This is a genomic window from Kribbella sp. NPDC104218, assembly GCF_055584105.1.
This window is the reverse complement of the sequence record NZ_JBVJMQ010000002.1, coordinates 1,885,112-1,907,577: the sequence shown is the minus strand read 5'-3', so window position 1 is coordinate 1,907,577 and position 22,466 is coordinate 1,885,112. Positions and strand designations below refer to the sequence as shown.

At 68.3% G+C, this 22,466-nt stretch carries 25 protein-coding genes; 13 read left to right on the top strand and 12 right to left on the bottom strand.

Annotation, left to right across the window (positions count from 1 at the left end; translation table 11 throughout):
• The first annotated feature begins 69 nt into the window (after positions 1–69).
• A complete protein-coding gene (locus tag ACZ6ZD_RS24850; RefSeq protein ID WP_465675968.1) occupies positions 70–864 on the top strand; it encodes an SDR family NAD(P)-dependent oxidoreductase in 795 nt (264 codons plus the stop codon).
• A gap of 97 nt (positions 865–961) precedes the next feature.
• Positions 962–2,254 carry a carbohydrate-binding protein gene (locus tag ACZ6ZD_RS24845; RefSeq protein ID WP_465675966.1) on the top strand — a complete coding sequence of 431 codons (1,293 nt, stop codon included), beginning with the start codon at positions 962–964 and terminating at the stop codon, positions 2,252–2,254.
• On the opposite strand, the gene ACZ6ZD_RS24840 is transcribed toward ACZ6ZD_RS24845, so the two are convergent.
• A complete protein-coding gene (locus ACZ6ZD_RS24840; RefSeq protein ID WP_465675964.1) occupies positions 2,251–3,039 on the bottom strand; it encodes an SDR family oxidoreductase in 789 nt (262 codons plus the stop codon). The genes ACZ6ZD_RS24845 and ACZ6ZD_RS24840 overlap by 4 nt on opposite strands.
• Positions 3,040–3,109: 70 nt before the next feature.
• On the opposite strand from ACZ6ZD_RS24840, the gene ACZ6ZD_RS24835 reads away from it, so the two are divergent.
• The 3 genes from ACZ6ZD_RS24835 to ACZ6ZD_RS24825 are packed head-to-tail and all read left to right on the top strand — an operon-like array spanning position 3,110 to position 5,633.
• Positions 3,110–3,727 carry a TetR/AcrR family transcriptional regulator gene (locus tag ACZ6ZD_RS24835; protein WP_465675962.1) on the top strand — a complete coding sequence of 206 codons (618 nt, stop codon included), beginning with the start codon at positions 3,110–3,112 and terminating at the stop codon, positions 3,725–3,727.
• A gap of 18 nt (positions 3,728–3,745) precedes the next feature.
• The gene (gene prfB / locus ACZ6ZD_RS24830; RefSeq protein WP_465675960.1) at positions 3,746–4,867 is read left to right on the top strand and encodes a peptide chain release factor 2; all 1,122 of its coding nucleotides are present in this window, start codon (positions 3,746–3,748) and stop codon (positions 4,865–4,867) included.
• Positions 4,851–5,633: a pentapeptide repeat-containing protein gene (locus ACZ6ZD_RS24825; protein ID WP_465675958.1), complete on the top strand. Its 783-nt coding sequence runs from the start codon at positions 4,851–4,853 to the stop codon at positions 5,631–5,633. Before prfB ends, ACZ6ZD_RS24825 begins: the two co-directional genes overlap by 17 nt.
• Here ACZ6ZD_RS24825 and ACZ6ZD_RS24820 read toward each other — a convergent pair.
• Together ACZ6ZD_RS24820 and ACZ6ZD_RS24815 are read right to left on the bottom strand one after the other, a co-directional pair.
• On the bottom strand, positions 5,611–6,087 hold the full coding sequence (locus ACZ6ZD_RS24820; RefSeq protein WP_465675956.1) for a hypothetical protein: 477 nt from the start codon (positions 6,085–6,087) through the stop codon (positions 5,611–5,613). The two genes, ACZ6ZD_RS24825 and ACZ6ZD_RS24820, sit on opposite strands and share 23 nt — an antisense overlap.
• Positions 6,088–6,125: 38 nt before the next feature.
• Positions 6,126–7,544: an MFS transporter gene (locus ACZ6ZD_RS24815; protein WP_465675954.1), complete on the bottom strand. Its 1,419-nt coding sequence runs from the start codon at positions 7,542–7,544 to the stop codon at positions 6,126–6,128.
• Between the two features lie 101 nt (positions 7,545–7,645).
• On the opposite strand from ACZ6ZD_RS24815, the gene ACZ6ZD_RS24810 reads away from it, so the two are divergent.
• On the top strand, positions 7,646–8,488 hold the full coding sequence (locus ACZ6ZD_RS24810) for a helix-turn-helix transcriptional regulator (protein WP_465675952.1): 843 nt from the start codon (positions 7,646–7,648) through the stop codon (positions 8,486–8,488).
• A gap of 130 nt (positions 8,489–8,618) precedes the next feature.
• On the opposite strand, the gene ACZ6ZD_RS24805 is transcribed toward ACZ6ZD_RS24810, so the two are convergent.
• From ACZ6ZD_RS24805 to ACZ6ZD_RS24790, 4 genes are all read right to left on the bottom strand, one after another.
• A complete protein-coding gene (locus ACZ6ZD_RS24805; protein ID WP_465675950.1) occupies positions 8,619–9,629 on the bottom strand; it encodes a glycoside hydrolase family 5 protein in 1,011 nt (336 codons plus the stop codon).
• 38 nt (positions 9,630–9,667) lie between these two features.
• Positions 9,668–10,684: a glycoside hydrolase family 5 protein gene (locus ACZ6ZD_RS24800; RefSeq protein WP_465675948.1), complete on the bottom strand. Its 1,017-nt coding sequence runs from the start codon at positions 10,682–10,684 to the stop codon at positions 9,668–9,670.
• 84 nt (positions 10,685–10,768) lie between these two features.
• Positions 10,769–11,812, bottom strand: a complete 1,044-nt coding sequence (locus ACZ6ZD_RS24795; protein WP_465675946.1) for a glycoside hydrolase family 5 protein — start codon at positions 11,810–11,812, stop codon at positions 10,769–10,771.
• Between the two features lie 131 nt (positions 11,813–11,943).
• Positions 11,944–12,852, bottom strand: a complete 909-nt coding sequence (locus ACZ6ZD_RS24790; RefSeq protein WP_465675944.1) for a LysR family transcriptional regulator — start codon at positions 12,850–12,852, stop codon at positions 11,944–11,946.
• Between the two features lie 74 nt (positions 12,853–12,926).
• Between ACZ6ZD_RS24790 and ACZ6ZD_RS24785 the strand changes: the two genes are divergently transcribed.
• Positions 12,927–13,850, top strand: coding sequence for an EamA family transporter (locus ACZ6ZD_RS24785; protein WP_465675942.1), 924 nt, complete (start codon positions 12,927–12,929; stop codon positions 13,848–13,850).
• Here ACZ6ZD_RS24785 and ACZ6ZD_RS24780 read toward each other — a convergent pair.
• Genes ACZ6ZD_RS24780 through ACZ6ZD_RS24770 form a run of 3 tightly spaced genes read right to left on the bottom strand, consistent with a single transcriptional unit; the run spans position 13,765 to position 16,163 of the window.
• The gene (locus tag ACZ6ZD_RS24780; RefSeq protein WP_465675940.1) at positions 13,765–14,391 is read right to left on the bottom strand and encodes a flavin reductase family protein; all 627 of its coding nucleotides are present in this window, start codon (positions 14,389–14,391) and stop codon (positions 13,765–13,767) included. The genes ACZ6ZD_RS24785 and ACZ6ZD_RS24780 overlap by 86 nt on opposite strands.
• 36 nt (positions 14,392–14,427) lie before the next feature.
• Positions 14,428–15,156, bottom strand: coding sequence for a TIGR03943 family putative permease subunit (locus tag ACZ6ZD_RS24775; protein ID WP_465675938.1), 729 nt, complete (start codon positions 15,154–15,156; stop codon positions 14,428–14,430).
• The gene (locus ACZ6ZD_RS24770) at positions 15,153–16,163 is read right to left on the bottom strand and encodes a permease (RefSeq protein WP_465675936.1); all 1,011 of its coding nucleotides are present in this window, start codon (positions 16,161–16,163) and stop codon (positions 15,153–15,155) included. Before ACZ6ZD_RS24770 ends, ACZ6ZD_RS24775 begins: the two co-directional genes overlap by 4 nt.
• A gap of 193 nt (positions 16,164–16,356) precedes the next feature.
• On the opposite strand from ACZ6ZD_RS24770, the gene ACZ6ZD_RS24765 reads away from it, so the two are divergent.
• Positions 16,357–17,490, top strand: coding sequence for a serpin family protein (locus ACZ6ZD_RS24765; protein WP_465675934.1), 1,134 nt, complete (start codon positions 16,357–16,359; stop codon positions 17,488–17,490).
• Here ACZ6ZD_RS24765 and ACZ6ZD_RS24760 read toward each other — a convergent pair.
• Both ACZ6ZD_RS24760 and ACZ6ZD_RS24755 read right to left on the bottom strand, forming a co-directional pair.
• Positions 17,474–18,004, bottom strand: a complete 531-nt coding sequence (locus ACZ6ZD_RS24760) for a TetR family transcriptional regulator (RefSeq protein ID WP_465675932.1) — start codon at positions 18,002–18,004, stop codon at positions 17,474–17,476. The genes ACZ6ZD_RS24765 and ACZ6ZD_RS24760 overlap by 17 nt on opposite strands.
• Complete coding sequence (locus ACZ6ZD_RS24755) at positions 18,001–18,417, bottom strand: SRPBCC family protein (protein ID WP_465675930.1); 417 nt, start codon at positions 18,415–18,417, stop codon at positions 18,001–18,003. The genes ACZ6ZD_RS24760 and ACZ6ZD_RS24755 overlap by 4 nt, the downstream gene beginning before the upstream one ends.
• Positions 18,418–18,545: 128 nt before the next feature.
• Here ACZ6ZD_RS24755 and ACZ6ZD_RS24750 point away from each other — a divergent pair, with 128 nt between their 5' ends.
• The 5 genes from ACZ6ZD_RS24750 to ACZ6ZD_RS24730 all read left to right on the top strand — a co-directional run bounded on the left by ACZ6ZD_RS24750 (position 18,546) and on the right by ACZ6ZD_RS24730 (position 22,329).
• The gene (locus tag ACZ6ZD_RS24750) at positions 18,546–18,725 is read left to right on the top strand and encodes a hypothetical protein (RefSeq protein ID WP_465675928.1); all 180 of its coding nucleotides are present in this window, start codon (positions 18,546–18,548) and stop codon (positions 18,723–18,725) included.
• A gap of 91 nt (positions 18,726–18,816) precedes the next feature.
• Entirely contained in the window at positions 18,817–18,993 is a 177-nt protein-coding gene (locus ACZ6ZD_RS24745) for a hypothetical protein (protein ID WP_465675926.1), read from the top strand.
• Positions 18,994–19,056: 63 nt separating this feature from the next.
• Positions 19,057–19,899, top strand: a complete 843-nt coding sequence (locus ACZ6ZD_RS24740; protein ID WP_171672098.1) for a nitrilase-related carbon-nitrogen hydrolase — start codon at positions 19,057–19,059, stop codon at positions 19,897–19,899.
• Between the two features lie 12 nt (positions 19,900–19,911).
• The gene (gene hydA, locus ACZ6ZD_RS24735; protein WP_465675924.1) at positions 19,912–21,315 is read left to right on the top strand and encodes a dihydropyrimidinase; all 1,404 of its coding nucleotides are present in this window, start codon (positions 19,912–19,914) and stop codon (positions 21,313–21,315) included.
• 9 nt (positions 21,316–21,324) lie between these two features.
• A complete protein-coding gene (locus ACZ6ZD_RS24730) occupies positions 21,325–22,329 on the top strand; it encodes a TIGR03842 family LLM class F420-dependent oxidoreductase (protein ID WP_465675922.1) in 1,005 nt (334 codons plus the stop codon).
• The last annotated feature ends 137 nt before the right edge of the window (positions 22,330–22,466 follow it).

Sequence of the window (22,466 nt, the reverse complement as noted above, 5' to 3'; positions counted from 1 at the left end):
CGGTGCGGTCAGCTCTCAGTCGGAGCCGCTGGCGGCGTTTTGACATCGTCGCGTGGGCACTATGGGGAAATGAAGATCGATTTGAGCGGACGGCGGGCGCTGGTTTCGGGGTCGAGTCAGGGGATTGGGCTGGCGATTGCGACTGAGTTGGCCAGGGCTGGTGCTTCGGTGGTGGTGAACGGGCGGACGGCGGACAAGACCGAGGCGGCTGCTGCGCAGGTGCGTAAGGAGGTGGCTGGGGCTGAGGTGGTTGCCGTGGGCGCTGATTTGGCGTCGGCTGAGGGGGCCGGGCAGTTGCGGGAGCAGGTGCCTGAACTGGATATTTTGGTCAACAACTTGGGGATCTTCGGGGCGAAGCCGGTGCTGGAGATCGACGATGACGAGTGGCGCCGGTACTTCGAGGTCAACGTGTTGTCCGCCGTCCGGCTGATTCGGATGTATCTGCCGGGGATGATCGAGCGCGGTTTCGGTCGGGTGCAGAACATTGCCAGCGACTCGGCCGTGGTGACGCCGATCGAGATGGTCCACTACGGCGTGACGAAGACGGCGCTGCTCGCTGTTACCCGCGGCTACGCGAAGGCGGCGGCCGGTACTGGGGTGACGGTCAACTCGGTGATCGCCGGGCCGACGCATACGCCCGGTGTCGAGGACTTCGTGCACGAGCTGGTCGGCGAAGATCAGGAGTGGGACGCCGCGCAGCGGCAGTTCATGCGTGAGCACCGGCCGTACTCGCTGATCGAGCGGCTGATCGAGCCGCATGAGATCGGCAATCTGGTCGTCTATCTCAGCTCCGAGCAGGCCTCCGCGACCACGGGCGGCGCCCTCCGTGTCGACGGCGGCTACGTCGACGCGATCCTGCCCTAAACCTGAGTGGCGGGTTTCCGCCATGTCGTAGCAGCCGCCGTGAGCACGCCCTACGGTGAAGAAACGAAAGGTCGCTGCGTATTGGATGGGAGTCGCCATGAATCGACGAGCCGGTGTGGTCGCTGCGAGTGCTGTCGCGATCGGACTCCTGTTCGGGTCGGCCGGGCTGGTCGCCCAGGCCGGGCAGACCAGCTCAGCCGCGGTGACGGTGGCCTGTACGGCACCGGCCTGGGCCGAAGGCAATACTTATGCGGTCGGCGCCCAGGTGACCTATCAGGGCCGGCTCTACCAGGCACGGTCGGCGCACACGGCCCACCCTGGCGCCGGTTGGACGCCGGCCTCGACCCCCTCGCTCTGGCAGGACCTCGGCGCGTGTGACAACACCCCGCCGACCACACCGCCCACGACGCCACCGACTACCCCGCCGAACGACGTCACCTGCGCGGTGAAGTCGCGCCCGGCCGGCAAGGTGCTGCACGGCTACTGGGAGAACTGGGACGGCGCGTCGAACGGCGTCCACCCGCCGTTCGGCTGGACGCCGATCACCGACGCGCGGATCGGTCAGCACGGCTACAACGTCATCAACGCGGCCTTCCCGGTGATCCTGTCCGACGGCACGGTCAAGTGGGAGGACGGGATGGACTCGACCGTCAAGGTCGCGACGCCCGCGGAGATGTGCCAGGCGAAGGCCGCCGGGCAGACCATCCTGCTCTCGATCGGCGGCGCCACCGCCGGCATCGACCTCAGCTCGTCGGCCGTCGCGGACCGGTTCGTCGCGACCGTAGTCCCGATCCTGAAGCGGTACAACTTCGACGGGATCGACATCGACATCGAGACCGGCCTGACCGGTAGCGGCAATATCAACCAGCTGTCGACCTCGCAGGCGAACCTGATCCGGATCATCGACGGAGTACTCGCCCAGATGCCGTCGAACTTCGGTCTGACGATGGCGCCGGAGACGGCGTACGTGACCGGTGGCAGCGTCACCTACGGCTCCATCTGGGGCTCGTACCTGCCGATCATCAAGAAGTACGCCGACAACGGGCGCCTCTGGTGGCTGAACATGCAGTACTACAACGGCAGCATGTACGGCTGTTCTGGCGACTCGTACAACGCCGGCACGGTCCAGGGCTTCGTGGCGCAGACGACCTGTCTGAACAACGGTCTGGTCATTCAGGGCGTCACCATCCGCGTTCCGTACGACAAGCAGGTCCCCGGGCTGCCTGCTCAGGTCGGCGCCGGCGGTGGCCACATGTCGCCGTCACTCGTCTCGCAGTCCTGGAACAGCTTCAACGGCCAGCTCAAGGGTCTGATGACCTGGTCGATCAACTGGGACGGCTCGAAGAACTGGACCTTCGGCGACAACGTGAAGGCACTGCAGGGTCGCTAGTCGAACAGACCTGGATGGTCCGCCAGCCAGGTCTGCCAGCTCCGGGCCGGGTGACCAGTGAGCAGTTCGACACCCGGCTCGATCGGATGCGGTGAGCCGACGCGCGAGGCCCAGTACGCCAACAGGGTCTCGCGCTGGCCCGCGTCCCGGATGCCCATCTCCTCCCGCGCCTGTTCGGCTGTCAGATCGACCGCCTCGATCGGTACGCCGATCCGCGCGATCTGCTCGCGTCGGGTCATGGACTCCGGCCCGGTGAGCGGATAGCCGCGGCCGTCGTGTCCGCTGCCCGGTCCGTCGAGCAGAACCCGGACGGCGGCGTCCGCGATGTCCTGCTCATGGATCGGCGCCTCCTCGGCCTCCAGATACGGCAACCGGATCTGACCGGTCGCACGGGCCTGGTACGCCCAGAAACGCGCGTTGCTCATGAAGGCGCCCGGCTGCAGGTAGGTGGTCGCGTACGAGCCCGCACCGACCGCGCGCTCGGCTTTGGCATGCGGGTCGGCCGGTCCGTCGAGTGCGGACAGCGATGAGAGCAGGACGACGTGCTTCACACCCGCGGCCTCGGATGCCGCGACGAATGCGCCCGGGGCCGAGCGATCGGCGTACAGGAAGACCTGACTGATGCCTTCGAGCGCCGGACGCGGGTCCTCGGGGTCGTAGGCGACCGCGCCGGGGACGTCGTCCGGTGCGCGAGAGGCGATGCGGACGTCGTGGCCGGCATCGCGGAGACCGGCGATGACGGCGCGGGCGATCGCACCGCGACCGCCGGTGACGAGGATTGTCATTGTATGAGCTCCAAAATTGTAGTCACTCTAAGATTGGGCTCAGTAAAGCAGATCCGCTAAGGTGCCCGCAATGGAGATCGGGCGGCGGGAACGCAAGAAGCAGCAGACGCGGCAGGCCATCTCGGACGTCGCGACCGGGCTGTTCCTCGAGCGCGGGTTCGACGCGGTGACGGTGGCCGAGGTGGCCCGCGCCGCGGACGTCGCCGTCCAGACTGTCTTCAATCACTTCCCGGCCAAGGAAGATCTGTTCTTCGACGAGGACGGCTGGTGGGTCGGCCCTGCGCGCGCGGTCCGGGCGGCGTCCGGCGATCCGCTGGACGCGCTGCAGGCGCACTACCTGGCCTCGATCCGGGAGCGGCTGGCTGTCGGGCATCTGGCGACCTGGCGGCTGTTCGTCCGGACGATCGACGGCAGCCCCGCGCTGTCGGCCCGGCGTCGGCTGCAGGCCGACGAGTTGGTCGTCGACCTGGCCGCGGCCCTCGACGAGCGCGGGCCGGACCGGCTGCGCAACCGTCTGCTCGCCGCCCAGTACGCCGCCGCCCAGAATGTCCTGGAGGACGAGCTGCTGCACCTCCTCCCCGAAGACGCCGGCGCGGCCGAGCTGGTCGCCGCGCAGGAGCAGCTGGAGCTCGCTGTGACGAAGGTCTTCGCGATCCTCAGAAACGGTTTAACGGCTACGACCGCGTAGCGGGTACGCTGCATGGTTGTGGCTGGACTGGATTTCGACGCTGAGCAGAAGCAGCTCGACGCAACGCTGACCTCGATCGAGAAGGTGATGGATCTCCCTGCCCTGCGCACGGAGATCGCCGGGCTCGGTGAGGAGGTCGCCGCGCCGGACCTGTGGGACGACCAGGCGAACGCGCAGAAGGTGACGTCGCGGCTGTCCAGCCTGCAGGCCGACCTGGAGCGGGTCACCGGGTTGCGCGGCCGGCTCGAGGACCTCGGCGTCCTGGTCGAGCTCGGCCGCGAGGAGAACGACGCCGACAGCCTGGCCGAGGCGGAGAAGGAGATCGGCTCGCTGGCCAAGGCGATCCAGTCCCTCGAGGTCCGCACGCTGCTGTCCGGCGAGTACGACGAGCGCGAGGCGCTGGTGACGATCCGCTCCGGCGCCGGTGGCGTCGACGCCGCGGACTTCGCCGAGATGCTGCAGCGGATGTACCTGCGCTGGGCCGAGCGGCACGGCTACCCGACCGAGGTCTACGACACGTCGTACGCCGAGGAGGCCGGGCTCAAGTCGACCACGTTCGCGGTCAAGGCGCCGTACGCCTACGGAACGCTGAGCGTCGAGTCGGGGACGCACCGGCTGGTCCGGATCTCGCCGTTCGACAACCAGGGCCGCCGGCAGACGTCGTTCGCGGCGGTCGAGGTGGTTCCGGTGCTGGAGCAGACCGACGAGATCGACGTCCCGGACGAGGAGATCCGGGTCGACGTGTACCGGTCGTCCGGCCCGGGTGGGCAGAGCGTCAACACGACCGACTCCGCCGTCCGGCTCACGCACATCCCGACCGGCACCGTGGTCTCCTGCCAGAACGAGAAGTCGCAGCTGCAGAACAAGGCCTCCGCGATGGTCATCCTGAAGGCCAAGCTGCTCGCGCTGAAGAAGGCCGAGGAGCGGGCCCAGATCGACGCGCTGCGCGGTGACGTCGCCGGCTCGTGGGGTGACCAGATGCGCTCCTACGTCCTGCACCCGTACCAGATGGTGAAGGACCTGCGGACGCAGTTCGAGTCCGGCAACACCTCCAGCGTCTTCGACGGCGAGATCGACGAGTTCGTCGAAGCCGGTATCCGCTGGCGCCGGACCGGCCAGACGGTTGCCGACCAGAACTGAGCTCCGCGCCGACTGCGGTAGCTGTTTCGGGCTCTGCTGTGTCGCACTGACCTTCGCGCGGTCGGCCGACTTCGCGATCGACAAACCGGCCGGCTCGCCCTGCCCGAATCTGGACGACGGTTTCGGTTGCTCGATTCACCGTGACCTGCGGCCGAAAGGCTTTCAGGGCTGCACGGTCTACGACTGTTTCGGCGCCGGCCAGGAGATCTCGCGCCGGGCCGGTGTCAGCTGGCGCGAGCAGCCGGGGCAGGAGATGTTCGCCGCGCTGCCGATCCTGCGCCAACTGCACGAGCTGCTCTGGTACCTCGCCGAAGCCCTCGAGTACGACGTGGCCCGCAGCATCCACGCCGACCTGCGCGCCGCCGCCGATCGCGTCGAAACCGTTGCCCGGACGCCGGATCTCGCGACCGTCGACGTCCCCGCGGAACGGGCCGCGGTCAACACGTTGCTCCTGGCAACTTCTTCCCTCGTTCGCGGCAATCAGCCGAAGAAGAAGGACCGCCGGGGCGCCGACCTGATCGGCAAACGCCTCCGCAACGCCGACCTCGCCAACGCCAACCTCCGCGGCGCCTACCTGATCGCCGCCGACCTGACCGGCGCCAACCTCCGCCAAGCAGACCTCATCGGCGCCGACCTCCGCGATGCGGACCTCACCGCAGCCGACCTCACCAACGCCCTCTTCCTCACCCAATCCCAGGTCAACGCCGCCCACGGCAACCACGCGACCAAACTCCCGGCCGCGATCAGCCGCCCTTCGCGCTGGTAGTCCTGCGCCGCCAGCTCACGATCTTCCAGCCGCAGTAGACGAGGTAGCCGGCTGCGGCGAATGCCATCAGCAGGATGAGGATCCAGTCGTCCGACCCCGGTGGGTAGACGACGCCGGGGTCTGTCGAGCCCACGTCTTGGGCTCGGACCGTGCCGCCGATCGGAGCGCCGTCGCCTTCGAGCAGCACGTTGGTACGGCGTACGCTGCCGTCGTCGCTGGTGAAGTCGCCGTGGTAGGTGCAGCCGCCGCCGCCCTTCTCCCACCACGGCCGGCACTCCTTGCGCACTGTGGTGAAGGTGCCGGGGGTGCCCTCGTTCTGTGTGGCCCGAATGGCGCCCGGCAGCGCGAGGATGAGGATCACCAGGCCGAACGCGGCGGCGCAGGCGACGACTGTTCTCCCGACGGCGGGGGCGAGCTCGTCGACGCGCCGGCCGATCCTGCGTAGTCGGTCCATCAACCCCCCATCCTTCTCCGGGGAGTCTAAGGGAACGGTCAGCGGCGGAGTTTGTTGGTGAGGGGGGCCATGGTCAAGGTGATGGCGGCTAGGGCGAGGGTGGTGGCGGCTAGGGCGCCGTTGTGGTTCCAGGGGGTGGTGGCGAGGGTGAGGTAGACGGTGCCTACGGTGGCGGCGCCGAAGGCGAGGCAGGTTTGTTGGCTGGTGAGGAGGATGCCGCTGCCGAGGCCGGCCTGGGCGGGTGGGACCTGGCTGATGACGAGGCCGATCAGGGGGACCATGACGAGGCCGCCGCCGAAGCCGATCACGAGCATCGGGAGGGCGAGGCGGAAGACGGTCACGTCGGGCCAGAGGGTGAGGGCGGCGACGGCGAGCAGGACGAAACCGGCCGCCTCGATGATCCAGCCCCAGACGACCATGGCGACGCCGTACCGGCGCTGGAGTGCGGGGCCCCAGATGCAGGTGATCAGGAAGCCGATCGCGAGGGGGAGCAGGCTGAGGCCGCCTTCGAGGGCGGTCAGGTGCGCGCCGGCCTGGGTGGCGAGGGCGAAGGTGAACATGAAGCCGCCGAAGCTGGTGAAGAAGCCGACCGCCATCAACAGGCCGATCCGCATCGCGCGGTGCTGGAGCACGCTCGGCGGGATCAGCGGCGCGTGTCCGGCGCGTTCCGCGCGGCGTTGGTGGACGGCGAGCAGGGCGACCGCCGGGACGACGGCGGCGAGGCTGAGCCAGGTCCAGAGCGGCCAGCCGAGGGCGCGACCTTCGGTCAGCGGGAGGAGCAGCAGGACGAGCGTCGCCGCGAGCAGGGCGGCGCCGACGAGGTCGACGCGATGCGCTTGGACGGCCTTGCTGTCCGGGACGGAGATCGCGATCGCGATCAGTGCGAGCAGGCTGCCGAGCGCGAGGACGATGAAGACCGAGCGCCAGCCGAGGCCGAACGGGTCGGCGTCCACGAATACGCCGCCGAGGATCTGCCCGAGCGCGGCGGAGATGCCGTTGGCGACGCCGAACATCGCCATCCCGCGGGTGCGGTGCTCGCCGGTCATCAGGCTGGTGATCGACGCGAGGACCTGTGGGGTGACCGCCGCCGCGGCCGCGCCCTGGGCGACGCGCGCGAGCAGCAGGACCGGGACGGACGGCGCGATCGCACAGATCACCGAGGCGACGGTGAACCCGGCGAGGCCGAGCAGGAGCAGCCGGCGGCGGCCGAACCCGTCGCCGAGCCGGCCGCCGACGACCAGCAGGGTCGCGACTGCGATCCCGTACGTGCCGACGACGAGCTGGAGCTCACCGGCGTCCGCGTGCAGGTCGGCGCCGATCGCGGGGAGCGAGACGTTGATCATGAAGAACGAGAGCATCGGCAGCAGCGAGCCGAACAAGAGCGAGGTCAGGGCCACTCCCGAGAGCCCGGACGGCGCGGCGACCGGGGTGGCGGTGGCCTGAAGCTGGTCAGTCATGGAACCAGGCTGCGGCCGAGCTGATCCTGGTGGTGAGAGCCTGGTTATCCTAGTACTCGCAGCACCTGGCACCAGGTTGAGCGCTCGGGCACGATGAGAACATGTCCACTGTGTCAGCGGCCGGCGTCGAGCGCCGGCGGGAGCTCGGGGTCTTCCTGCGCAGCCGGCGGGAGCGGATCCAGCCGGAGGAGGTCGGCTTCGCGCCGGGCCAGCGACGCCGGACGCCGGGGCTCCGGCGCGAGGAGGTCGCGCTGCTCGCCGGGGTCGGTGTGACCTGGTACACGTGGCTGGAGCAGGGGCGCGACATCAACGTGTCGGCGCAGGTGCTGGAGGCGATCGCCGGCACGCTCCGGCTCGATCGCCAGGAGGCCAATCACCTGTTCACGCTGTCCGGGCTGCGGGTCGGCCCGGCGTCCGCGGAGTGCACGCTGTTGCCGGAGTCCATCCAGAAGACGCTGGACGCCGTCTCGCCGTATCCGGCGATCGTCGTGAACGAGCGGTACGACATCCTCGCGTTCAACGAGGCCTACTGCCGGGTCGTGATCGATCTGCGCGAGGTCGACCTGCTCGAGCGGAACATGCTCTGGCTGATGTTCGTCTCCGACCGCTGGCACTGCTACTTCACCGACACCGAGTCCACCCGGCACCACATGGTCGCCGCCTACCGCGCCGCCCTGGCCAACCACCTCACCGAGCCCTCCTGGCAAGAGCTCACCCAAAGCCTCCAGGCCCGTTCCCCCGAGTTCGCCACCCTCTGGGAACGCTACGACGTCGCCGCCCCCAGCACCCGCATCAAACTCCTGGACCACCCCACCGCGGGCCTCCTCAAAGTAGACCCCGCCGTCCTCTACCTGACCCAATCCAGCCAACTCCGCCTCACCATCTACACCCCCACCGACCCCACCACCGAATCCAAACTCCACCACCTGCTCAACACCCCCTGAATCCGGTGGGAGAACGCAGCCGGCCTCGGCCGGGGCGACTGGGGCGGTCGCGCCGGACGAGGCCGGGGGCCGGCCGCGGGGCGGTGCGGCCGGCTTCGCGTGGGCCCGGGACGAGGCCCACGCGAGGTTTTCAGCGGTTGCGGATCTGGTTGCGGACCCAGATGCCGGCTTCCTTCAGTTTGGAGGTGCCGGTGAAGGAGTTGCCCGCGCAGGTGCCGGTCTTGAAGACGGCGCCGGAGCGGTGGTCGTCGGAGAAGTTCCAGTTGGTCCAGCCGATCTGCTTGCTGGCCAGGAAATCGAGGTACTTCTTCGACCAGACGAAGTCGTTGGCGTCTTCGCCCTTGTAGTTCTGGGTGCCGAACTCGGTCACGAAGATCGGGATCTTCGCGGCCGCGCGGGACAACGCGTCGAAGTACTCCTGGTGGTGCGACGCGGCGTAGAAGTGGAAGGTGTACATCAGGTTCGAGGCGTTGATCTTGTTGTTGATGACATCGGCCTCGGTCCGGTCCTCGGAGACGCCGAGCGACGACCACGCGTGCGTGCCGACGAAGATCACGCTGTCGGAGTCCTTCGCGCGAATGGTCGGAATGACCTGCTCGGCGTACGACTTGACGGCCGACCAGCTGACCCCGTTGGGCTCGTTGGCGATGTCGTAGATGATGTTGTTCTTGTCCTTGTGCCGTTCGGCGATCTCGGCGAAGAACGTCTTGGCCTTGGCGGTGTAGATGTTCGGGTCGCCGGGGTCGAGCTGGTGCCAGTCGACCAGCGCGTACATGCCGCGTTTGGTCGCCTCTTCGATGTAGCCGTGCACCATGTCGGTGAACTTGCGCGGGTCGCTCTCGTAACCGCCGTCCTCCGCGGCGACGTACATCGAGATGCGGAGGATGTCGGCCTTCCAGTCGTAGGCCAGCGCGTCCAGCGACGCGGTCTTGATGCAGTTGGCGAACCAGTTGATGCCGTGCGTGCTCATCCCGCGCAGCTGCACGGGCTTACCACTCTGGTTGCACAGCTTCAGGCCGCAGACCCGCAGCTGACCGTTTCGCGACACCGGAGTGTCCGCGGCCGGGGCAGCCGTGGCGGGAACCGAAGGAACTACGAGGGCGGCGGCGAGCAGGGCGCCGGCCATCAGGGAGCGAATCATGAAGAAGTCCTCTACGTACGTCGGGGGCGGCGGGCGGATCAGAGGTTGCGGTTGATGATCCGTTCCCGGATCCAGACCCCGGCGGGCTTCAGCTTCGACGTACCGGTGAAGCTGTTCCCCGAACAGGTCCCCTCCTTGAAGACGGCGCCGGAGCGCTCGTCGTCGGAGAAGTTCCAGTTCGTCCAGCCGATCTGCTTGCTCTTCAGGAAGTCGAGGTACTTCTTCGACCAGGTGAAGTCGTTCGGGCCCTCGCCGGCGTAGTCCTGGGTGCCGAACTCGGTGACGAAGATCGGGATCTTCGCCGCCGCCCGGGACAGGGCGTCGAAGTACTCCTGGTGATGTGACGCGGCGTAGAAGTGGAACGTGTACATGATGTTCGACGCGTTGATCTTGTTGTTCAGGACGTCGGCCTCGGTCCGGCCGTCGGAGACGCCGAGCGACGACCACGCGTGCGTGCCGACGAAGATCACGCTGTCCGGGTCCTTGGCGCGAATGGTCGGGATCACCTGCTCGGCGTACGACTTCACCTTCGACCAGCTGACGCCGTTCGGCTCGTTGGCGATGTCGTAGATGATGTTGTTCTTGTCCTTGTGCCGTTCGGCGATCTCCGCGAAGAAGGTCTTCGCCTTCGCCGTGTAGATGTTCGGGTCGCCCGGGCTGAGCTGGTGCCAGTCGACCAGGGCGTACATCCCGCGTTTGGTGGCCTCTTCGATGTAGCCGTGCACCATGTCGGTGAACTTGCGCGGGTTGGTCTCGTAGCCGCCCTCCTGCTTGGCGACGTACATCGAGATCCGGAGGATGTCGGCCTTCCAGTCGGTCGCGAGGGCGTCCAGCGACGCCTTCTTGAGACAGCTGGAGTACCACTGGATGCCGTGGCTGCTCATGCCGCGCAGCTGCACGGGCTGGTCGTTCTCGTTACAGAGCTTCAGCCCGCACACGTGGAGCTGGCCGTTGCGGGATACCGGCGTGTCCGCGGTGGGCGCCGCCTGAGCGGTGGCGACCGGGACCAAGGTGGCTGCGGCGAGCATGGCACCGGCCACGAGGGAGCGGATCAAGGTACTGCCTCCAACTGCGTCATGGCGGGGACGAAGTGGGATCCTGCGCGGGCCGGGCTGCGGCCCGCGCAGGGTGATGCTATCTCACAGGTTGCGGTTGATGATGCGATCGCGGATCCAGACGCCGGCGGGCTTCAGGGGGCCCGTTCCGGTGAAGCTGTTCCCCGCGCAGGTGCCCTGCTTGAAGACCGCGCCGGAGCGGAAGTCGTCGGAGAAGTTCCAGTTGGTCCACCCGATCTGCTTGCTCTTCAGGAAGTCCAGGTACTTCTTCGACCAGGTGAAGTCGTTGCCGCCGTCACCGGTGTAGGTCTGGGTGCCGAACTCCGTGACGAAGATCGGGATCTGGTTCGAGGCCCGGGACAGGGCGTCGAAGTACTCCTGCTTGTGCGACGCGGCGTAGAAGTGGAACGTGTACATCAGGTTCGTCGCGTTGATCTTGTTGTTGATGATGTCGGACTCGTTGCGGCCGTCGGAGACGCCGAGCGAGGCCCAGCCGTGGGTGCCGACGAAGATCACCGAGTCGGCGTCCTTGGCCCGGATCACCGGCACCATCTGCTCGGCGTACGCCTTGATACCGGCCCAGCTGACGCCGTTCGGCTCGTTGGCGATGTCGTAGATGATGTTGTTCTTGTTCTTGTGCCGATCGGCGATCTCGGTGAAGAACGTCTTCGCCCTGGCCAGGTTGGCGTTCGGGTCGCCCGGCGTGAGCTGGTGCCAGTCGACCAGGGCGTACATCCCGCGTTTGGTGGCTTCCTCGATGTACCCGTGCACCATGTCGGTGAACTTGCGCGGGTTCGTCTCGTAACCGCCTTCCTGCACGTACATCGAGATGCGCAGGATGTCGGCTTTCCAGTCGTAGGCCAGCGCGTCCAGGGACGCCGTCTTCAGACAGCTGGAATACCACTGGATACCATGCGTGCTCATCCCGCGCAGTTGCACGGGCTGGCCGTTCTGATTACAGAGTTTCAGACCGCAGACCCGCAGTTGCCCGTTCCGGGATACTGGGGTGTCGGCGGCCGGTGCTGCGACCGATGCCTCTGCCGCAGGGGCAGCGGTGGCGGTCGTGGTCAGCACGGGGAACAGTGCGGCGGCGGCGAGGAGCGCGCCGGCCAAGGAGCGAATCTGCATTCGGAGACCTCCTACTGCGTCGGGGCGGGGACGAAGCAGACAACTATTAGGAAAGTTTCCTGATAGTTTCAGAGGAACCTAATGTTGGCGCTGAGTGTTGTCAACGGGTCGCGCAAGGTAATCAATTTCGATCACGCGGTGACGCGTTCCGGCCAGGCCCGCTGCAACATCGCCAGCGTCACCGCGATCGCCGGCCGCCGGGACGTTATTTCCCGCCAGACCGCGTAAATCCGCCGGGACGGCGCCGGCTGCAGCGGGACCGCGACCACCTCGCCGGGTACCGGGCCGCGACCGAGTCGCGGAATCATCGCGATGCCGATGCCCTGGGCAAGTAACGCCAATTGGGTCTGGTACTCAGCCACTGAGCAAACCACCTCCGGCTCGACGCCGACCCGCCGCATCGTCCGTACCAGCCAGTCGTGGCAGATCGAGCCCGGCACCTGGCAGATCCAGCGCTCGCCGACCAGATCCTGTGCGCGGACGAACTCCTTCCCCGCGAGCCGGTGGGTGACGTGCACCAGGACGTCGGCCGGATCGGACCCGAGCTCGACCCGGGTCAGCCCCTCCGGCAGCGCGAGCGGGGTGTCGTGCCAGTCGTGCACGATCGCGATGTCGCTCTCGCCCCGGCTGACGGCCGCGACGGCGTCGTACGGGTCGATCTCGGTCAGCCGGATGTCCAGGCCGGGATGCTCGGCGATCAGCCGGCTGAGGGCGGTCGGCAACAATCCGCGCGCGGACGTCGCGAACGCGGTGATCCGCAGGGTGCCGATCGCCGCGCCGCGGTGCTCCTCCAGCGTGAGCTCGGCGTCCTCGACCAGCTCCAGGATGCGCGCCGCGGTCGCGGCCAGCTCGCGGGCGGCGTCGGTGAGCGCGATCCCGCGGCCCTGCCGCTCGATCAGCGTCGTCCGGGTCTCGCGCTCGAGTTTGGCGAGCTGCTGGGAGACGGCGGACGGCGTGTAGCCGAGGACGTCGGCCGCCCGGTTGACCGAGCCGTACCGCGCGACGGCGTCCAGGGCGCGGAGCCGGCCGAGATCCATCATGTAGCACTCCTACATCGAGGGCGGTAGCAATCGGTGCTGGTGCTTAAGTCTAGACCCGGCTCAGACTTGACCGCATGACGCCTCGTGACCTCCTCCTCGCCCTGACCGTCGTCACGATCTGGGGGGTCAACTTCGTGGTGATCGAGGTCGGCCTGGAGGACTTCCCGCCGTTGCTGTTCACCGCGCTGCGGTTCTTCTTCGCGGCCGTCCCCGCGATCTTCCTGCTCGGCCGGCCGCGGGTCGCCTGGCGGTACGTCGTCGGCGTCGGACTCGCGCTCGGGGTCGCGAAGTTCGGCCTGGTCTTCTTCGCGATGGATCGCGGCGTCCCGGCCGGGCTGGCCTCACTCGTCCTGCAGTGCCAGGTGATCTTCACAGTGGTGTTCGCGATCGCCGTCCTCCGGGAGCGGCCCCGGCCGGCCCAGCTCGCCGGGATCGCGATCGCCTGCGTGGGCATGCTGGTGATCCTGTTCGACCGGGGCTTGTCGGCCCCGGTCGGCGCGGTCGCGCTGGTGATCCTGGCCGGCGCCTGCTGGGGCGTCTCGAACACAATCACCCGGTACGCGAAACCACAGGACACCCTGCGCTTCATGGTCTGGGTGAGCGCGGTCGCCGTCGTCCCGCTGCTCGGCCTGTCACTGGCCACCGAAGGGCCGCAGGCCGACCTCGACGCGCTCCGCGGTATCGACCTGACCGGTGTCGGCGCGCTGGCCTTCCTGGCCTTCGTCGCCACCCTGTTCGGCTTCGGTGTCTGGGGTTACCTGCTCCGCCAGTACGACGCCAGTACGGTCGCGCCGTTCTCCCTGCTCGTCCCAGTCGTCGGGATGGCGACCGCCTGGCTGCTGCGCGGCGAAGCTGTCGGCGTCCAGCAGGCCGTTGCCGCCGCGCTCATCATCGGCGGCATGGCCTGCACCGTCATCCGACCTGCAGCGGCGGCATCTGCCAGCCCCGCGCCAGCGACGACTCGTACGCCGGAGCTCCACCAGCGAAGTACTCGGTGAACTTCATGATCAGCGGATCCCAGCGGAGCGGATCGATGTAGTGATCGCCGAGCAGCAGGTCCTCGCGAACCTGGACCTGCTCGACCTTCATTGCCAGCGCGCACAGATGGTCGTCCGGGTCGCCGATCGGATGGATGGCCTCGATCCGGCCCTCGAGCGTGATCGGGCTCTCCTCGACGGTGTCGAGGCCGGTCAGCTCGCCGGGGGAGCGGGTCAGGCCGGCGGCGCGGAACTTGTCCGGCTCGTAGCGGTAGCCGCGGGCGCGTTTGGACGCCGACATCTGCTCGGCGCCGGTCAGCAGCGCGATCCGGTCCAGGGCGGCGACCATCGCGGGGTCGGCCAGGTTGAGGACGAGCTCCGGACGGTCGACGAGGTTCTGGACCGTCTGCGAGCTCGTTCCCATCCCGAGCATGGCGTGGTAGCCGAGCCACCAGGCCGACGACATCGGTGCGAGGTTCGTGGTGCCGTCGGGGTTGCGGCTGCTGATCAGGACGACCGGGGTGCCGAAGTACAGGACCTTGGGCTCGACTGTGCGCTTCATACCCAAGGAACGGCGCGGCGTCCGGTTGTGTGAGGGCTACTCGTACTGGTTGGCGGGCGTGGGGATCGGGCTGACCGACGTCACGGTGAGGGCGGCGACGTCGCCGTCCGCGCGCTTGGTCGGCTCGGCCCACTCGCCGGTGACCTTGACCCACTGGTTCTTGGCCGGCGCGGTGGTCTGGCCGCGAGCCTCGACCATGAACGCCGTCGCGTCGGCGACACAGCAGTTCAGGCCCATCCGGGTGACGTACCAGCTGCCGTTCTTGCCGGGGGTGACGAAACCGGACAGCTCGAAGGAGCGGCCCTTCATGCTCTCCTTCTCCCAGACCGCCCAGACGGAGTAGTCGCGGACGGGGAGCTGGACCGGGCCGCCGGACGGGTTGTCGGCCAGCCAGGAGTTGCTCTTCGGCTGGATCGGTTTCGAGGCGACCGGCGACTGGCGCTCCGCGGCGGCCGCGCCGAGGGCGGGCGGGTCGACGACGAGCAGCGCGAAGATCGGGATCAGCAGCAGCCAGGCCGCGCGGGGCAGGCCGTGGTGACCGTGGCCGTCGTCGGCCAGAGCATGGTCGTGTTCGTCCTCGGGATTCTTCTTCCGGGTGTCCGCGAGGACGTCGGCGACCGCGAGCGCGATCAGGATGATGCCGGCGGCCAGCAGCATCCAGCGCATCCCGGGTTTGACGTACCGCAGGTAGGTGTTCGAGACCGCGAGCTGAACCACCGCGGCGCCGACGAACACGATCACGAGACCGGCGACATTGCGCTTCACAGCAACCACCACCCCACTCCGAGACTGACCAAGATCGCGATGACGAACGTGGCGGGCGCGAACCGGATTGCGAACTTCGGACCGAACGTCCCGGCCTGCAGGGCGATCAGCTTCACGTCGACGATCGGGCCGACGACCATGAAGGCCAGCCGGGCGGTCATCGAGAACTGCGACAGGCTGGCGGCGACGAACGCGTCCGCCTCCGAGCAGATCGCCAGCAGGACGGCGAGCAGGCCGAGCACCAGCACCGACAGCAGCAGGTTACTGGCGACGTGGTCGAGCCAGGCCCGCGGGACGATCACGTTCAGCGTGGCGGCCGCGGCGGCGCCGACCACCAGGAAACCGCCGGCGTGCAGGAAGTCGTGCAGCATCGACGAGCGGAACACCTCGAGTTTGCCGGTGCCCTCGGCATGCCGGTTCTTCGGGATCCGCATCCACGAGCCGCCCTTGCCGGTCATCAGCCACAGCCAGCCGATGATCATCGAGATCGCCATCGAGGCGACCGCCCGCGCGACCACGACCTTCGGCTGGCCCGGGAAGGCGACCGCGGTCGACGCGAGGACGACCGGGTTGATCGCCGGCGCCGACAGCAGGAACGCGATCGCCGCCGCCGGCGTCACGCCGCGGGCCATCAACGCGGCCGACACCGGCACCGACGCGCACTCGCACCCGGGCAGGATCACCCCGGACGCGCTGGCCACCGGCACCGCGAGCGCCGGGTGCTTCGGCAGCGCCTTCGCGAAGAAGGACGCCGGGACGAACGCCGTCAGCGCCGCCGACAGCAACACCCCCAGCACCAGGAACGGCAGCGCCTGGACGGTCACGCCGACGAACATGGTCGCCCACGTCCGGATCGTCTCGTCGGTGAACGCTCCGGCGAAGATCCGGCGTCCGAACAACGCCAGTCCCACCAGCAACACCAACGTCAACGTGAACGCGATCGAGGAGCCAAGCGGCTCTTTCGGCGTCTTCTCGGCCTTTTCGGCGACCCCCACAGGCGCACTCATGGGCGGAATCCTGACACAACGCAACGCACCCGGACGAGTACTGACCGCGTCAATGAAATGAAAACCACCGTCATCCCGCCAAATAGTCGTCGTCTCAGCCATCTCTCGCGGCCGAAGGTTTCCCTTCCGGATCAGCCCTCCCAGGCCGTCGTGCCGGGCAAAGTCTGTGGTCGGGCGTGGCAGTGTGGAGGGTATGGATGCGGACGTGGTGAAGGCCGTGAACGAGCTGACCCGGCGGTGGGCGGGGAGCCTGCCGGAGGGCAACACCGTCGTGTCGGGGCTGGGGTTGTGGCCGTTGCTGGCGATGCTGGCCACGGCGGCGGACGAGCCGGGGCGCGCCGAGCTGGCTGCGGCGGCGGGGGTTCGCGCGGAGGATGGAGCCCAGGCAGCGACCGCGTTGATCGGTGCGATCGACACGGCGTCCGATCTGCATGCCGCGCTGGGGGTGTGGGTCAGCGAGCGGCTGAAGCTGGCCGAGTCCTTTGACGCGGTGCTGCCGGCACCGCTGGTCGGGATGCTGACCGGCGATCCGGCGGTCGACAAGCCGAAGCTGGACGCGTGGGCCGCCGAGCACACCGCAGACCTGATCCGCGAGATGCCGGTCGACGTCGATCCTGACGTGATGCTCGTGCTCGCCTCGGCGCTCTCGCTGCGGACGACGTGGGTCCGCCCGTTCACCGAGCAGATCAAACGCATCCCCTCCGGCGCCTGGGCCGGCTCCTGGCACTGGCTCGAACGCGCCGACCCCGACCTCGACTCCGTCCGCCGGTACGACGACGTCACCGTGATCACCGTCCGCGGCGATGCCGATGTCGACGTCCTCCTCGGCGTCGGCTCCCTTGATGCGCTCCTCGACGCGGCCGCTCGACCGGACGACGGCGTACCGGGTAGCCAGTTGATCCTGCGTGAGGGCAAGGTCGCGCCCGGCGTCCAGATCGGCCGGACGACGGCGCCCCGGCCCGACGTCCGGTTGTCGCTGCCGTCGTTCCGGGTTGAGGCGTCGCACGACCTACTGGAGCGGCGCGAGCTGTTCGGCCTGACGACCGTGACGACCAACCCGGGCGAGCGCGGCCACTTCAGCGCGATCAGCCCGACCCCGCTCGCGATCGGGCAGGCCAAACAGGAGGTGCTGGCGCGCTTCTTCGCGACCGGGTTCGAGGCCGCCGCCGTGACGGCGATGGCGATGACTCGGGCCGCGATGATCACCCAGCACGAACGCCGGCTGGACGTCGTCCTCGATCGGCCGTTCGCGTTCACCGCCGTCCAGCGGGAGTCGCGACTGCCTGTCGTCGCCGGCTGGATCGACGCGCCTACCGAGGGAGCCTGAACAACCGGTCGAGCAGGCGGGACGCCTCGTCGACCTGCTCGCGATCGCCGGTGAGCAGCAGATCGTGCAGTAACCCACGGGCCGCTGCGAGCCCGAGCCGCGCGTACGCCGGGGCCTCGGCCGGGTCGATCCCCGCCCGGACACACAGCTCGACCAGCGGCGGCAGCCACACGTGCACGAGGTCCGGCGCCTTGGCGCCGCGCATCGCGTACGCCGTGACCTCGAAGAACAGCGGCCCGTAGATCAAGGTGGCCTCGGTGACCCGCCGCCAGAACTGCGCCGACTGCTCCGCGATCGGCAGCTCGGACGCCGCCAGCTCCGCGAGCAACTCACGCTGCTGCTGCTCGACCGCCCGGACGACCTCGGCCAGCAACCCCTCGCGAGAGTTGAAGTGATAGATCAGCATCCGATGGCTGGTGCCGATCCCGGCCGCGATCGCGCGCAGACTGGCATCGCCGATCCCGTGCTTCGCGAAATGCTCGACCGCGTCGCTCAGCAGCGTCTCGCGGCTCACCCTTCGACGACCGCCTTCAGCTGCTCGACCTCGGTGGTCACATAACGCCGCGTCAGCCCGGCGTACAGCTTCCCGAAGACCCAACCCAGCGGGCCCTCCTGAGTGACCGCCGCCGTGATCACGGTCCCCTCCGCGGTCGCGACCACGCGGTGTTCGCCGGTCGTCCGGGTCCCCGGGCCCGTGGAGACCCACGCGAAGTAGCTCCCGGCGTCCAGCTCGGTCACCTCCCAGACCGCGACCGGCAGCTTCGGCTGCCGAATCCGCGCCCGGGCCCCGACCCGCAACGGCCCGTCGTCCAGCCGCTCGACCGACGTCACCGTCGGCGTCCACTCCGCCCACCGCTCGACGTCGCTGAACACCCGCCACACCCGCTCCGCCGGCGCCTGCGCCGTCACGCTCGCCTCGAACCTCATGTACCAAACGGTACACGGACCGCCAGTGCATCACAATCGCCCGGCTCCTGGCTCCGCACGCTCGACGCGCGCGCGGAATGGCGATTGATGAGCGCTGGGCGTCCGCCCGGCAGGTAGGGTCAGGGGCCATGGCAGACCAGAACCTCCCCGAGAACGAGCAGGACCCGGGAGCGAACACCCAGATGTTCCGCGCCTTCGTCAGCGAAGGCGAGACCGCGGCGCAGCCGAAGTCCAACGGCCGCCTCTTCGCGATCGTCGGCGCCGCAGCCGTCCTCGTGCTCGTCGTCGTCCTGATCGCGGTCCTCTGACCTCGAAGCTCCCCATCGACGTCGTCCGGGTCTTCACCGACCCCGACGGCGCCTTCGGCAACCCCTTGGGCATCGTCTGGTCGCCCCCGCCATGGGTGTCGCCGAAGACGAGGCCACCGGCTCCGCCGCCACGCAACTGACCGCCGCCCTCGCCCGCTCGCTGCACATCACTCAAGGCACCGGCTCCCACCTCCACACCACCCACCTCCCCCCGACCCGAGCCACCGTGGGCGGCCGCGTCGTCCCCCTGGAGCCCCGCACCCTCTGACATCCGTTGACTCTGTTGGGGTGCGGATGGAGGATGAGTGCCTGTCGACTTCGGGAGGCTCTGGTGGCGGAGGTTGTGCGGGCGGCGTTGGTGCAGACTTCTTGGACTGGTGACAAGGAGTCGATGATCAAGGCGCATGAGGAGTACGCGCGGCAGGCGGCCGCGGCGGGGGCGAAGGTGATCTGCTTCCAGGAGCTGTTCTACGGGCCGTACTTCTGCCAGCTGCAGGATCCGAAGTTCTACGAGTACGCCGAGGCGGTGCCGGGGCCGACGACGGAGCGGTTCCAGGCACTGGCGGCGGAGCTCGGGCTGGTGATGGTGCTGCCGATGTACGAGCAGGAGCAGCCGGGGGTGCTGTACAACACGGCGGCGGTGATCGATGCCGACGGCAAGTACCTGGGGAAGTACCGGAAGAACCACATCCCGCAGGTGAAGGGGTTCTGGGAGAAGTTCTACTTCCGCCCGGGCAACCTGGGGTATCCGGTCTTCGACACCGCGGTCGGCCGGATCGGCGTCTACATCTGTTACGACCGGCACTTCCCGGAGGGGTGGCGGGCGCTCGGCCTGGCCGGGGCGAAGATCGTGTTCAACCCGTCGGCGACCAGTCGCGGGCTGTCGGCGTACCTGTGGCAGCTGGAGCAGCCGGCCTCGGCGGTCGCGAACGAGTACTTCATCGGTGCGATCAACCGGGTCGGGATCGAGTCCGACTACGGGGACAACGACTTCTACGGTACGTCGTACTTCGTCGACCCGGAGGGCAAGTTCGTCGGCGAGGTCGGGCACGACCACGACCCCGAGCTGATCGTCCGGGACCTGGATCTGGGCCTGCTCGACACCGTGCGCGATCGGTGGCAGTTCTATCGTGATCGCCGGCCGGACGCCTACGGGGACCTGACCAAGCCGTAGGGGGGAGCGGACATGACGTTACTGGTCAAGGGCGGGACGGTCGTCGGGCCGACCGGGACGCAGCTCGCGGACGTGCTGGTGCAGGGCGAGAAGATCGTCGCGCTGCTCGATCCGGCGTTCAGCGGCGCGATCACGCCGGACGAGATCATCGATGCCGCCGGCAAGTACGTGATCCCGGGCGGGATCGACGCCCACACCCATATGGAGCTGCCCTTCGGCGGGACGGCCGCCAGCGACACGTTCGACACCGGCACCCGGGCGGCGGCGTACGGCGGGACGACGACCATCATCGACTTCGCCGTCCAGAAGACCGGTGAGGTCGTCCAGGACGGGCTCGCGGCCTGGCATGCCAAGGCCGAGGGCAACTGCCATGTCGACTACGCCTTCCACATGATCCTCGGCGGCGTCGACGACGAGTCGCTGAAGGCGATGGACCAGCTGGTGGGCGAGGGGATCACCAGTTTCAAGCTGTTCATGGCCTATCCCGGGGTGTTCTACTCCGACGACGGGCAGATCCTGCGCGCGATGCAGACCGCGCGGGAGAACGGCGCGATGATCATGATGCACGCCGAGAACGGGATCGCGATCGACGTCCTCGTCCAGCAGGCGCTGGCCCGCGGCGAGACGGACCCGATCTACCACGGCATCACCCGGCCGGCCGCGCTGGAGACCGAGGCGACCAGCCGCGCGATCGCGCTCGCCGACGTCGCGCGCGACTGCCCGCTCTACATCGTCCACCTGTCGGCGAGCGGCGCTCTGCGCGCGGTCGCCGAGGCGCGGGACGCCGGGCGGAACGTCTTCGCCGAGACCTGCCCGCAGTACCTGTACCTGACGCTGGAGGACCAGCTCGGTGCGCCTGGTTTCGAAGGCGCGAAATGGGTCTGCAGTACGCCGTTGCGCAGTAAGCACGAGTCACATGCGAAGGACCTGTGGAAAGGGTTGCGCAGCAACGATCTCGCGATTGTCTCGACCGACCACTGCCCGTTCTGCATGAAGGACCAGAAGGAGCTCGGGCTCGGCGACTTCTCCAAGATCCCGAACGGGATCGGCGGCGTCGAGCATCGCGTCGACCTGATCTACCAAGGCGTCGTCGACGGACAGCTGTCGCTGGAGCGCTGGGTGGAGACGATCGCGACCACCCCGGCGCGGATGTTCGGGCTCTATCCGCAGAAGGGCATCATCGCCCCCGGCTCGGACGCCGACCTGGTCGTCTACGACCCGAACGGCCGCACCCGGATCGGCGTCGAGACGCACCACATGAACATGGACTACTCGGCGTACGAAGGGGTCGAGATCCAGGGCCGCGTGGGCACGGTGCTCTCCCGTGGCGAGGTGATCGTGGCTGACGGCAACTACCATGGCCGCAAGGGCCGCGGCCGGTACCTGCAACGCGGCTTGTCGTCGTACCTGGTCTAGGGGGCTGCTGTGGACTTCGGAGTGGTGTTCCAGTGTGATCCGCCGGCGTCCGCGGTCGTGGAGCTGGCGGTCAAGGCGGAGGACGCCGGGTTCGACTACGTGTGGACGTTCGACTCGCATCTGCTCTGGCAGGAGCCGTTCGTCATCTACAGCCAGATCCTCGCGAGTACTCGCCGGGTGATCGTCGGCCCGATGGTGACGAACCCCGGTACGCGGGACTGGACCGTGATCGCGTCCCAGTTCGCCACGCTGAACGAGATGTTCGGGAACCGGACCGTCTGCGGGATGGGCCGTGGCGACTCCGCGCTGCGGACGCTCGGCGCTCAGCCGGGCACGGTCGAGGAGATGAAGCAGAGCGTCGAGGTGATCCGCTCGCTGGCCCGCGGCGAGACCGTGACGTATCGCGGCCGGGAGCTGAAGTTCGCCTGGGTCGACGACGGCGCGCTCGAGATCTGGGTGGCGGCGTACGGCCCGAAGGCGCTCGCCGCGACCGGCCAGGTCGGCGACGGGTACATCCTCCAGCTGGCCGACCCCGACATCGCCGCCTGGATGATCGCCGCCGTCCGCCGCTCCGCCGAAGAAGCCGGCCGCGACCCGGACGCGATCACCTTCTGCGTCGCGGCCCCGGCGTACGTCGGCGACGACCTCGCCCACCAGCGCGACCAGACCCGCTGGTTCGGCGGCATGGTCGGCAACCACGTCGCCGACATCGTCGCCCGCTACGGCGCCACCGGCGGCGGCGTCCCCAAAGCCCTCACCGACTACATCGAAGGCCGCAAAGGCTACGACTACGCCCAGCACGGCCGCGCCGGCAACACCCACACCGACTTCGTCCCCGACGAGGTAGTGGACCGCTTCTGCCTCCTCGGCCCCGTCGAGAACCACCTGGCCCGCCTCGAAGAACTCAAATCCCTCGGCGTCGACCAGTTCGCCCTCTACCTCCAACACGACGCCAAAGACCAAACCCTCACCACCTACGGCAAAACCATCATCCCCACCTTCCGCACGACGTAGGCAATCTCATCGGCCGTACCACCTCCCCGCCGCAACCAACCCGACCATCACTCGACAGCCGGTCGATCGCTCGAACCCCAGCCGTTCCCACCTCACGAACGAACCCCAGCCGTTCCCACCTCACGAACGAACCCCAG